The sequence below is a fragment of the Zhongshania aliphaticivorans genome, assembly GCF_001586255.1.
Taxonomy (GTDB): Bacteria; Pseudomonadota; Gammaproteobacteria; order Pseudomonadales; family Spongiibacteraceae; genus Spongiibacter; species Spongiibacter aliphaticivorans.
The window spans coordinates 293,535-305,354 of record NZ_CP014544.1 but is presented as its reverse complement, the minus strand read 5'-3'; the positions used below and the strand labels follow the sequence as shown (position 1 = coordinate 305,354).

The window sequence follows — 11,820 nt, the reverse complement described above, 5'->3', positions numbered from 1 at the left end:
TGTGTAAACCTCTCTTTAGATCTCTCAATCCTAGCAAGGTTACAGGTCGGGCGCATGGTACCTAAGTACGATGCCGCCAGCTTATGAGGAACAAACAAGCCGAAACAGCCGAAGAAAGAATAAGAATAGCGGAGAATTTAGGCAGAGGCCGGGCGATAACTCAGCAAGGCCATTAAGCCTTTGCGGTCTTTTACACCAAGTTTTTCATAGATACTGGTGAGGTGAGATTTCACCGTGCGCTCAGATATATTACACGCCAACGCGATTTCTTTATTTGAACGCCCCTCAGCGACAAATTCAGCCAGCTCACGCTCACGAACGGTCAGTTTTTCCAATTCAACCGCTGAATCGCGCAACTGAGCATCTCCCGCCTTCGCGAGTGCAAACACCTCGCGGAGTAAGGCTGGCGGAAACCAACTTCCGCCGGCCTCCAGTAACCGTATAACCTGCGCGTAGTGTTGTGGTGCCATATAGCTATTGAAGTAAGCTTTTGCACCTCCCTCGCTGGCGGTCAATAAATTAACGAGCGATGGCACATCATCTGCTAACGCAACTACCGCTGGCGCGAACGAATCAGAACGCACAAAAGTATGAATTTCTTTATCAGAAAATGAAGAGAGGTGCACAATGCAAACATCACCCGGCTCGCTAGCCGGCAGCAATGTCATCGTTGAAAGCTGGCAAACGCCACCTTCCGACAAGGCATTATCAACGTGGTTAAAAAACGTTGAAGACTTAGAGCAAACATATATCGTCATTTAATTCTCGGTCATCGCTTTCTGCAGCCCGCGATTTATAGGTTTTAACAAGTATTGAAGCACCGTCTTTTTGCCCGTCACTATATCAGCCTCGGTGGTCATACCCACTTTAACAGGCAGACGCTCGACATCCGAACCAAGATAGGAATGCTCTGGCAATACTCGAACAATATAGAAGCTTTCACCTTCATCAGTTGTTGTGGTATCCGCACTGACATAAATAACTTTGCCAGCCAAGCTACCGCTAATCGCAAAATCATAGGCAGAAAACTTCAACCGTGTAGGTTGGCCGATCTGAATTAACGCAATGTCAGAGGGCTTAATCCGCGCCTCAACCAAAGGCTCATCCCCTAAAGGCACAATTTCCAAGACATTATCACCCGCCTTAACTACCCCACCAATGGAGTTAGCGTATAGGCGTTTCACCACACCGCGTACCGGTGAACGTAGCGTTGTGCGGCTAACCCGATCACCTAAAGCTGTCTGGGTTTGTTCAAAGCGCGACATTTCCGCAAGCACTTCATTCAGTTCACGTTTAGCTTCATTACGAAAATCGTGTTCAATTTGACTTAATTTCCGTCGTGCCTCCTCAATAGACGACTGCAAGCGAGGTATTGTGATCGTTACCGTCTCCAGCTCACCCTCAATTTCAGCTTCCCGCTGCCGAAGTTGCAGAAAATCAATTTCGCTGATAATGCGTTCTTCCACCAAGGGCCGCTTTATTTTTATTTCTTCGCGCACTAGCTTTAAAGATCGACGTAACTGCCGCTGCTTCGCATAGCCTTCTTCCAGCCCACTCTCTTGTTGAGACAATTGCTGACGATAAATACTCAGAGTGTCCAACAACTGCTGCTGATTGCTGTCGTATAAACTACGTTCAGAACGCACCAGCTCGGGTATCGTTTTTGCGATTTCTGACGAAACAACGAAGTCTTCATCATATGCTTCCGCGCGAAGGCGAATACTTCGCGCCTGCAACTCATAATACTTCAGCTGATTTTCTTCAAATGAACTTGAAAAGGCCACATCACTGAGCTTAAGCAAAGACTGGTTCGGCTCAACCAAGTCCCCCTCTCTGACTAAAATTTCAGCAACCACGCCACCTTCCAAGCTCTGAACCTGCTGCACCTGCCCCGCCGGTATCACCTTACCGGAACCGCGCACAACCACATCAACCTGCGCAAAGGCCATCCAAACCACCATCGTCAAGAACAGCCCCGCTAACACCATAAGCACGGTAATCAAATAACGCGGAGACCGCTGCACCACCGCCGCGGACAGGCTACGCATATAAGCCAAATCTGCGTCATCCAGCTCCTTATGAGTTTTTAATTCTGTTTTCATCAGGTCAGCTTACTTCCCAAGTTGCTTAAGTTTCTCAACGACTTGCTGCTTTGGACCGTCAAGTAAAATGCGACCATTCTCGACCACAATCAGTCGCTCAACCAAATCTAGCATAGATGTCTTATGAGTAATGACGATTAGGGTTTTGTCCCGAGTGTAATCAAATAATTTTCGCTTAATCCTAAATTCGGTAGAGTTATCCATATTACTGGTTGGCTCATCCAAAACCACAATAGATTCATTGCGCAGTAAAGCCCGCCCCAAGGCGATAGCCTGGCGCTGACCGCCGGACAAACATGCGCCTTGCTCTCCTACTTGGGTGTCGTAGCCCGATGGTAATTGATTAACAAATTGATCAACCCCACACAATGCGGCCACATCGAGAAGCCGATCATCGCGAATTTGCGGGTCGCGATAAACGAGATTATCGCGAATCGTACCTCGCATCAGACCAACTTCCTGAGAAAGATAGCCGATGTGCTGCCGGAGATCAGCAGGATCAATTTGCTTGCTATTAATATCATCTACCGAAATAGAGCCCGCAGTAGGCTCATACAAGCCAATGAGCAATTTCGCCAAACTGCTCTTACCTGAACCAACCTTCCCTATAATGCCCACGTGCTCGCCGGGGGTAATTTCAAAGGAGATATCAGTCAAAGAAGCCTGTTGCGCCTCAGGGTAGGTGAACGATACCTTTTTAAATTCAATATGCCCATCAAAGCTGGGACGACGCACGTATTGCTTATTCTCGGGCCGCTCCACAGGCATATTCATAATGCCATCTAAAGAATCAAATGCAGTGCGAGTTTGTTGATATTGCGAAATCAACGTTGCTACCTGGCCCACTGGCGCCACGGCACGCGATGCCAACATTGACACCGCAATTAAGCCACCGAGCGATAAGGCCTGATCACTAATCTGATAAACACCAAAAATAATGATACAAACCGTATTTAGCTGCATTAGAAACTGCGAGATCACTGCAATTGAGCTTGAGAGTATACGACTGCGCATCGACTTATTCGCAATTGCGCCGGATGACTCCTCCCACACCCATTGCGAATGGCTAGCAACGCCCAAAGATTTAATGGTTTGAATTGAATGCAAGCTCTCAATTAAATGCGCATTCTTGTTCGCTGATGCCTCAAAGGTTGATTCAATACTCTCTCGCAATGGTTTCATAATCGCAAAGCTATATAGAAGCAATAAAATCATGACCACAATCGGCACCACGACCAGTGGCCCACCGATGTAAGCAACTAAAATAAGTAGCAAAATCGAAAACGGTAAATCAACTAAGGCACTAATGGTTGAAGAAGTAAAAAAACCACGAATACTTTCAAATTCACGCAAATTATTAGCAAAAGCACCAACGCTGCGTGGCCACTCCGACATTTTGAGGTTCATCACCTGTTCATAGATAATGGACGACATGATGACATCGCTTTTTTTACCCGAAACTTCAAGAAAATACGTTCGTAAAAAGCGCAAGGCCATATCAAAGGCATAGATCAGCAAAACCCCGATCGCCAATACCCAAAGAGTTTCGATCGCGTCGTTTGGCACGACGCGATCGTATACATTCATAGTAAACAGCGGCGTGGCGATTACAAAAAAATTGATTAGAATCGATGCCACGATCACACTAACAAAAGCTTCTTTTGACAGCTTAAGGGTATCCCAGAACCAGTGGCCTTTACGAAGATTTAACGTTTTCTTACTGGCCGACTCTTGTTTGAATTCAAGCTTGAGCAAAAAAGCAAAACCTGCGTAAGATTCGTTAAGCTTAGCGAAATCTATCCATTCCGCGCCCCCAGATACCTCGGGGAAAATAACTCGCGCTTGGCCAGTCTTACGGTCGATCTTCTCTAAGATCACAGCATCGCGATTTTTCAATACAAGAATACATGGCAGCAACAGGCCTGAAATTTCTTCTAGGTCTCGCTTAATTAATCTTGACGCAAAGCCGGCGCGCGCCGCCACCCGCTGAAACATTCCCTTAGATCGCTTGATAGAAAACATTTCAGGACCCCGAGCACCCGGGGCAACCGGCAAACCAGAGATCAGTGCATCAACCGTTACCGGTCGATTATAAAGTTTAGAAAAGACCACTAAACAACTTAGCAAAGGGTCATAAGTATGCTCTATTTCTGTCATATAATTCTCTCTGGTTTCCCCAGATAATTGCCCTGCATACCATCAACGCCCATGAGTAATAAGCGATCGCGAAGAGCCTTTTCATCAACCCCTACTGCTATCAGTTCGATATCTAAGGTGCGCACCACATTGCGCAGCGCTTGATACGCACTGGCATCGCTTTCTGCACCGAGATCATCAAGTAGCCGTGCAGAGATTTTTACATACTCAGGGTTAATAGCTTGCAGAGTATGCATTGAAATATGCAGATCCAAGTGATCCACACCAAAACTATGGCCGTATTGTTTAACCGTATCAGCAAGCTGCTGACACCGCTCGGGGTGACTCCTAACCGCTTCATGGCTCACTTCAACACACAGTGTGCCTGGCGATTTTTGAAACAGTTCGAGCATTTGATTTAGCTCTTCAAATGCGTGGGCGCCACTGATAAACAAATCAGAAAAGTTTACGGCAAAAGGTACAATATATTTTCCCGCAGTCACTGCTGGCAGTAGCTCATTCACTTTCCGGTATATTTCCAGACCGAAGCCAAGAGACAGCGCCATAGGCATGAAGACAGCCGCGGGAATTGGCCGCCCTTCCTCATCATCAATACGAACAAATATTTCTCGATGCATTACCGCACCGCTTGTATCATAAACCAATTGCGATACTAAGTAGAATTGATTGGAGGACAGCGCATGCTGAAACCAATTCCGCCACTGCAGCTTTCCTTGGGGTAAAGACAAATGCTGCTCGCCGGGGAAACATAGTTGGTAAGCACCTAGGGATTGGGCTTGACTCAAGGACAAATCTAACTCTGACAGCAACTCAGTTGCACCGTCAGCTCTACTTAATTCAGCAACGCCAGCGTTTAAAGAAACCACATCTTGATTGAAGTGACAGCGCGCTTGAAAACGTTCAAATAATCGGCTTATTAATGTAGTCGCCAGTTCTCGTTCCGTTGGCATAATTAAGGCGAACTCGTCATCACTAATCCGTGCGTACTTATAGTGAGGATACTCCGCAAAGCTATCTTTTAAACACACGGCAAAGAGCTGCACAATTTCATCAGCGCGTTGATACCCAAAATCTTCCCGCAACGTCTCTAGCCCATTAAGCTTTATCATTGCCATCACGCTGTGAAAACCAGCAATGTCGGCGAAATTAGCATTCAGTTCGGTCATCAAAAATCGCCGATTTCGCAGCCCAGTTAACTCATCGCGGTAGAGTAAACTTTGATAGCGAGCTACAGCCCGCTCTTGCTCATTAAAAATTTGCTCGACATTACTCGACAAGCGGTTCATGGCCTGCACAACTCGGCGTAATTCCCGTGTTTGAGGTAAGCGTTTCTGCTGGGTAAAGCGATTGGCCTGAATATCATTTGCTTGGATATACACCGCTTTTAAAGGCTTAAGCAGATAATGTAAAATTAGCCACAATGTCATTAAAACGACAACAAACACCAACACAAACCACTGCGTGGTAGACACTAATCGCTCATATAAACCGGCATAAGCAAAGCCTGGATGAAGCGTAATCTCCAGCTCAGCAACAGGCACCCAACCCTTCATCACCATCGCCCGTCCAGTTGTGGAGTTAAGCCGCACGGTATCTACAAACCACTCGGGAACGCCACTGGTTGTTAGTGGCCGACGCTTTTCGAAGATTAGCCGCCCATCCGTTGCCACCAAGCGAATATCGCTGTAATAACCGCTGTCGAACACCGCATTAAATAAAGTTTCTACCGCTGCTGTATCTTCACTATTTTGGGTAGTCGACATTGAGATCGCCAGCACCGTCGCGGCATCCTGGACTGTGGACTCTAGCTGCTCCCGCAGCAGACTCGTCGACTGCCGCAAGCTGTCTATACTTATAATCGCCAACAACAACACAAAGCCAATGGATACCAGAACGGCAATTTGCCTGAACAAGGTCATTTCGCACCATCCTGAAGAGTTTCTAACAATTGCGTCCACTTACTATTCTTTACTTTGCTTGTTGGCACTTTTGTTCCTAAACCAGCACTTGAATCAGTCAAAAAGAACGAACGCGCATTGAAACTATAAACAGGCACCAAATCTGCTCGTTCGGAAGCGGGCAATAAATGCGGATTATAATTATCTAAAACAAGAGGGATGCTCTCTGGGCTTTCGAAATACGTGAGCACCATATGGGCAACATTGAGTTCTGTTGCTTGAACATACGTTAAAAACAGCTTGCTTTCCGCCACGCCCACCTCACGTAAAGCGAAATATTTCGCAATGACGTAATCTTCACAATCACCCCGCATCCGCCCTATAAACTCTTCTGGTGTTGCCCAGTAATCACGCTGCTGCCAATTTTCTACATCACTCACGTATTCAAACTGATTAAAGTAGTTATTAACTCTCTCCAGTTTTTCACGCTCACTCAAATCAGCAATTTCAAACAGAATCATCTGTAAATCGAGCCCGCGCTGATAGGCAGCGTCACCGTACCGGCGTTGCAGCGCATCCAAATGATGCTGATTAACAATCGAATCAGCCAGCAAAGGTATACTAACAACAAGCAGAAAAAGCATGCGCCAAACGCAATAGCGAGTACCTATGTGTTTCTTCGAAATTGCCACCAACTTAGGCCTCAATAAACGCTAACCGGATCAATTCCTCCATTTATCACTCTGTAAACATTAACAAAGAGCATGCCGTCACGCATTACAGGCCATCACAGAAGCACAAAAAGAACACGGAACCTGCTTATTAGCGTAGTACATTCTACGCAATAATCCCCCATGCTACCGAGAGCCCTACCTCACAACAAAGCGAAATTCACCTCGGCGGTTAATCGCACGGCCATTATCGGTAGCGTTATCGGCCAAAGGCTCCTCTTCGCCGCGACCGGCGGTGTATATACGATCAGAAGATATGCCTGATTCCATTAATAATTGCTTTGTCACCTCCGCGCGTCGCTCCGACAAACGCCGATTATATGCACTAGAACCCAAACTATCGGTGTAGGTCGACACCTCGACAAGGACTTCAGGATTAGCCAGCAATGCATTAATAATGCGCTTTGCTAACACATGCGACGCCGCGGTCAACGACGCACGGTCAAATTCAAAATTCACATAATAGACAGACGTAAAATCAACCTCAGCCTGCTCGCCGACCACCAGTGTTACCGTTGCCACCCCAGTGGCTTGGCCGTCGTCGATAACATAGGTGAAGGTATCTCTACCAAGAAAGCCTTCAACAGGGCGATATACAAAACTATTAGCGGCACGCATCGCCAACTGTCCGAACTTTGGCTGGGAAAACGTTTTGATACGCAGCTGATCGCCATCGCTATCGCGATCATTTGCCAGCAACGACGCATGGCTGATCTCAACAATATCACCCGCTTTAACCGCCACAGAGTCATTTACCCCCTGCGGTGGATTATTGCCGACCTGCGCAAGTGGTCCACTAACGACCTTGGCCTGCCCAACAGCACAACCATATTCATTAACACTGGCACCGCTAAGACTATTGTCACAGTGATCGCTCTGATCCGTTTCCGTATCGGCATCCACATTATCTTTAAGAGGCAAGCGATCTCGGCCTTTAGCGACAAGACGGGCAACAAGGAAATTATTCTCGTCGACAGTAGGCTTGAGCCCTAACCCCTCGAACAGCCGCCCGGTGCCTTCTAAAATACGGAAGCGTGCCGCAAACGAATCAAAATAAGCGCTAATATAGGCATTTTGTGCACTATTTAGCTCATTTTTGGCATCGAGCAGGTTAATCAGATCACGCTGACCGATAAAAAACTCTTCCTGATAGGAAACCATGGTCTTCTGAGACTGAATAACATGCTCACGCAAATAGCCCAGCTGCTCCTGTAAAGACTGATCGCCCATCCACGCAAGTCTTAACGTATTGATAATTTGGCGACGAACGCGCACCGCATACTGCTGATGTTCATGCACTACACTGATTTTTTTCTTCTGTTCCGCTCGGTCTGCACCACCGTTGTAGAAGTTATACTCAAGCGTAAGCGCGACACTGGCCTCTTCGGTATCGCCACGGATACCATTTAAATCCTGCCCCACCTGCTGGGCCAAACGTAGATTGAGCTTGGGGTAATACTTGCTTTTAGCGCGTTTCTCATCGAACAAAGCGGCAGCAATATTTGAAGTAGCAACTGCCATCGCCGGATGCTGAACAAGTGCTAGGTCAGTCATTCCGTCGAGATTTAGCTCAGGGTGTGCAGGCAAGCTTGGTTCAACTAGGTCCACCGGTTGGATATAGCGGCCCAGAAGGTGATGCGCTTGAGTTAAGGCATCTTCTAAATTGTTGCGCTGTGAAATCAAGCCTGCGCGGGCACGTGCAACGCGCCCCTCAGTTTGTTCAAGCTGGGACCGGCGACCAGCGCCAGATTGGCTGCGTCGGGTAATTTTACTTAAGGTCTCTTCATGAGAGCGGAGGTTTTCTTGAGCAAGCTCGAGTAAACGCTGCTGTTTCATTACCTCGAGATACGCCTTAACCGCGTCTAGGGCGACATTATCCGCAGTGTCATAGAGCTGGAATAGTGCTGCGCGCATTCGCGCATCAGCCTGCTCAGAAAAATTAACCGTATCAAAACCATTAAACAGGTTTTGTGTAATAGACAACTCAGCTTGGCCACTTGAATAATTGTTTTCTTGCGCCAGTGGCGAGCTAAGCACCGTCGGTGATTCACTATCAACCCGCCCACCCGTTGCGTATAAATCAATGCTCGGCCGCCAGCCACTGCTTGCAATCGTCTGATCCTGTGTCGTTTGACGGAAAACGTGGAGCTGCTCTAACACAAGCGGATGCGCACTAATCGCATCCGCAACAAAGTCTTGAATATCCAGCGTTTGTGCTTGTCCATGTACCGCACAGACACCAAATACCCAGGCCAAACCAAATTTTCTCATCGTCAACAAAGCCTTCGTATTTAAGTAAGTATTGCTCAGGGTGCTTCCTGCACCCATTCGTCAGTGTCTGCCGAGCGTATAAAAGACATTCTCTGCGGGCACTTTACCGATTTTTCTAGACTAAAACCCTTGCGATTAAAGTTCAATCTCAAATGCGATTATCGCCTTAATCAACTGATTATCCACCTAATAATACGAACCGACCCAACATACTTACTACATTTACTGGAATCGGCTCGTCGCTTTTGAGTCATTGGCACGATTATCGTAGCGCCCACATAGGATACGTTGTTGTTACAAGGCGATTAGAACAAGCCTATAAGCTTGCCTTGATTTTCGGTACTAGACTGCACGCGGTAATCAGCCTTTCAGTATATGTCCACTGTTAGTCGCGTGACGTCAACAAGGGTAATGCAGAGCACGAACGCTCCCGCAAAGCCGACACAGGTCAGGCGCAATCTCTAACGCGTATATTTACCGAGCATTTCAACTAGCTGATCCTTTCTAAACGGCTTCAATAAATAATCATTCATACCCGCCACCAGACAACGCTCACGATCACTCGCCAGGGCATTTGCGGTCATGGCAATAACGGGCAAACCTGCCAGCGCCGGATTGAGACGAATATGCTCAGTCGCCACAATGCCATCCATTTCTGGCATTTGCATATCCATAAACACCAGGTCGAATTGCTGCTCGTTTAAACAGACCAAGGCTTCTACGCCATTGGCGGCGATATGCGTAGTACAACCGATGCTTTCTAGCATGGTATTGATAACGTACTGGTTGACCTGGTTGTCTTCCACCAGCAAAACCCTGACATCAAAATCTACTGCCAACACCGCCTCTGTCACTGATGCCAGCGCGCGATGTTCGCTTGCATCAGCCCATTGCAGGGGCAGTAGCGCAGTAAACTCCGAGCCTCGGTTCAGCTCACTTTTTACACTGATACTGCCGCCCATTAACTCGGCCAATTGGCGACTAATCGTTAAGCCTAAACCACTACCGCCGTAACGGCGCGTAGTCGTACTGTCGGCTTGGGTGAATTTTTCAAACACTTTTGCAATATGCTCAGAACTCATACCCACACCGGAGTCTTGCACCACAAAGCGAATTGGCCCACCCTTGCCGCTGTCGCAGTGCAAGGACAAGGTCACAAATCCCTCGCCAGTAAATTTCAGCGCGTTACTCAGCAAATTATTGAGTATTTGCTTTAGCCGACCTTCGTCACCATTCACATGCGCTGGCACATGACTGTCGCAATAGGCGGTAAGCTCCACGCCTTTTTCGTCAGCAAGAGCCTGAAAAGTATCAACGGTGTCACGGATACAGGTGTTTAAATCAAACACCTTGCACTCAAGCTCCAGCTTGCCCGCCTCAATTCTGGAGAAGTCGAGGATATCACTGATAACCGACAACAAAGCCTGCGACGAACGTCGCATGGTGTCGAGGCGCTCGCGCTGCAAGTCATCAGCGGGCGACTCCCGCAGTATTTCCACCAAACTCATAATGCCGTTTAAGGGGGTGCGAATTTCATGGCTCATGGTGGCCAAAAATTCAGACTTAGCTAAATTGGCACTCACTGATTCGGCGTGGGCATCACTGAGTGATTGCTGATTCTGTTCCCGCTCAATTTCGCCGCCCAGCCAATGCGCCGCCAGCTGCATAAGGTTTTTGTGAATATCGGTGAACCGCGACACAGATGAAGAGGTATGGCAAACCGTGCCAAATAACTCGCCGTGTACATAAATGGCAGCGCCAATATAACTCTCTACCCCCATGTGCTTACGGGCAGGGTGTTCTGCAAGCCCAGCTTTACTCAAATCGGGGATCAAGCGCACGCGATTCGCCGATTCCACACACGCAGAACAGAGGGTGTTGTCGAATTTGCTCAAGGTACCCGGCAGCATTTTCGAGGCGGCTCCCGCAGTAAACAAAACCTTGATCATCTCTCCTTCAAGGACGTTAATACGACCAAAATCGGTGCCGATAATATTATTCAGCAGGGCCAATAATTGCTGACACTTTTGCTCTAAGCTTAAATCAACTTGCCCCGATAAGCGGCTTAGTTTCTCTAATGCCAATTCGTAGGCCACTTGGTCATTGAGATCGACCAGCGTACCCGCCATACGCAGCGGTGCAGCGCTCTCGTCGCGCTCAATGACCTTGCCACGCATTAGCACCCAACTCGCCTCACCGCTGGGCTTGCGAATATTCACTCGTGTTTCAAAAAGACTGTCGTCCGCGCGAATATGACTGAACATGCGTTTCTCAAGAGATTTAAAGTCTTCCTCGAGAATATTCGCCAACATAAACTCCGCCACACTAAGTCCGCAGTTATCAGGATAGGCAATAATCGCTTTGAACCCTGCATTACAATCAACAACGCCCTTTGGTATCTGCCATTCCCACAAACCTAAATCTGCACTGTCTACCGCGTACTCATAAAACTCCCTAAGCCTCACGGTTTCGGCCAAAAGGGCCTCATTCGTCGCGCCCAATTCATCCGACATCAAAGTTAGTGAGCGCTGACTGCGCTCCACCACTGAGTCATAATCGGCATACGCCGCCCCCACTAGCTCTAGCAGCTTATCAATATCGACTGCGTCCCCAGTACTTGCGGCGCGCAATTGACGCTGTAACAAACGGTGCCTAGACATA

Annotated in this window: 7 protein-coding genes; all 7 read right to left on the bottom strand. The window is 47.8% G+C overall.

Annotated elements, in window-relative coordinates; genetic code table 11:
• Nucleotides 1-137: 137 nt before the first annotated feature.
• Entirely contained in the window at nucleotides 138-758 is a 621-nt protein-coding gene (locus tag AZF00_RS01400; RefSeq protein ID WP_062382697.1) for a response regulator transcription factor, read from the bottom strand.
• On the bottom strand, nucleotides 759-2,102 hold the full coding sequence (locus AZF00_RS01395) for an HlyD family type I secretion periplasmic adaptor subunit (protein WP_008246800.1): 1,344 nt from the start codon (nucleotides 2,100-2,102) through the stop codon (nucleotides 759-761).
• Nucleotides 2,103-2,111: 9 nt separating this feature from the next.
• Nucleotides 2,112-4,259: a type I secretion system permease/ATPase gene (locus AZF00_RS01390; protein WP_062382693.1), complete on the bottom strand. Its 2,148-nt coding sequence runs from the start codon at nucleotides 4,257-4,259 to the stop codon at nucleotides 2,112-2,114.
• Entirely contained in the window at nucleotides 4,256-6,178 is a 1,923-nt protein-coding gene (locus AZF00_RS01385; protein ID WP_062382690.1) for a bifunctional diguanylate cyclase/phosphodiesterase, read from the bottom strand. The genes AZF00_RS01390 and AZF00_RS01385 overlap by 4 nt, the downstream gene beginning before the upstream one ends.
• Nucleotides 6,175-6,849 carry a transglutaminase-like cysteine peptidase gene (locus AZF00_RS01380; protein ID WP_197465700.1) on the bottom strand — a complete coding sequence of 225 codons (675 nt, stop codon included), beginning with the start codon at nucleotides 6,847-6,849 and terminating at the stop codon, nucleotides 6,175-6,177. The genes AZF00_RS01385 and AZF00_RS01380 overlap by 4 nt, the downstream gene beginning before the upstream one ends.
• Before the next feature lie 177 nt (nucleotides 6,850-7,026).
• Nucleotides 7,027-9,159, bottom strand: coding sequence for a TolC family outer membrane protein (locus AZF00_RS01375; protein ID WP_197465699.1), 2,133 nt, complete (start codon nucleotides 9,157-9,159; stop codon nucleotides 7,027-7,029).
• A gap of 461 nt (nucleotides 9,160-9,620) precedes the next feature.
• On the bottom strand, nucleotides 9,621-11,819 hold the full coding sequence (locus AZF00_RS01370; protein ID WP_082793638.1) for a hybrid sensor histidine kinase/response regulator: 2,199 nt from the start codon (nucleotides 11,817-11,819) through the stop codon (nucleotides 9,621-9,623).
• Nucleotide 11,820 lies beyond the last annotated feature (1 nt).

What these genes read in the sequence shown, in the direction of transcription:
- AZF00_RS01400 (WP_062382697.1), bottom strand. Translation starts at nt 758, where the DNA reads ATGACGATATATGTTTGCTCTAAGTCTTCAACGTTTTTTAACCACGTT.
- AZF00_RS01395 (WP_008246800.1), bottom strand. Translation starts at nt 2,102, where the DNA reads ATGAAAACAGAATTAAAAACTCATAAGGAGCTGGATGACGCAGATTTG.
- AZF00_RS01390 (WP_062382693.1), bottom strand. Translation starts at nt 4,259, where the DNA reads ATGACAGAAATAGAGCATACTTATGACCCTTTGCTAAGTTGTTTAGTG.
- AZF00_RS01385 (WP_062382690.1), bottom strand. Translation starts at nt 6,178, where the DNA reads ATGACCTTGTTCAGGCAAATTGCCGTTCTGGTATCCATTGGCTTTGTG.
- AZF00_RS01375 (WP_197465699.1), bottom strand. Translation starts at nt 9,159, where the DNA reads ATGAGAAAATTTGGTTTGGCCTGGGTATTTGGTGTCTGTGCGGTACAT.
- AZF00_RS01370 (WP_082793638.1), bottom strand. Translation starts at nt 11,819, where the DNA reads ATGTCTAGGCACCGTTTGTTACAGCGTCAATTGCGCGCCGCAAGTACT.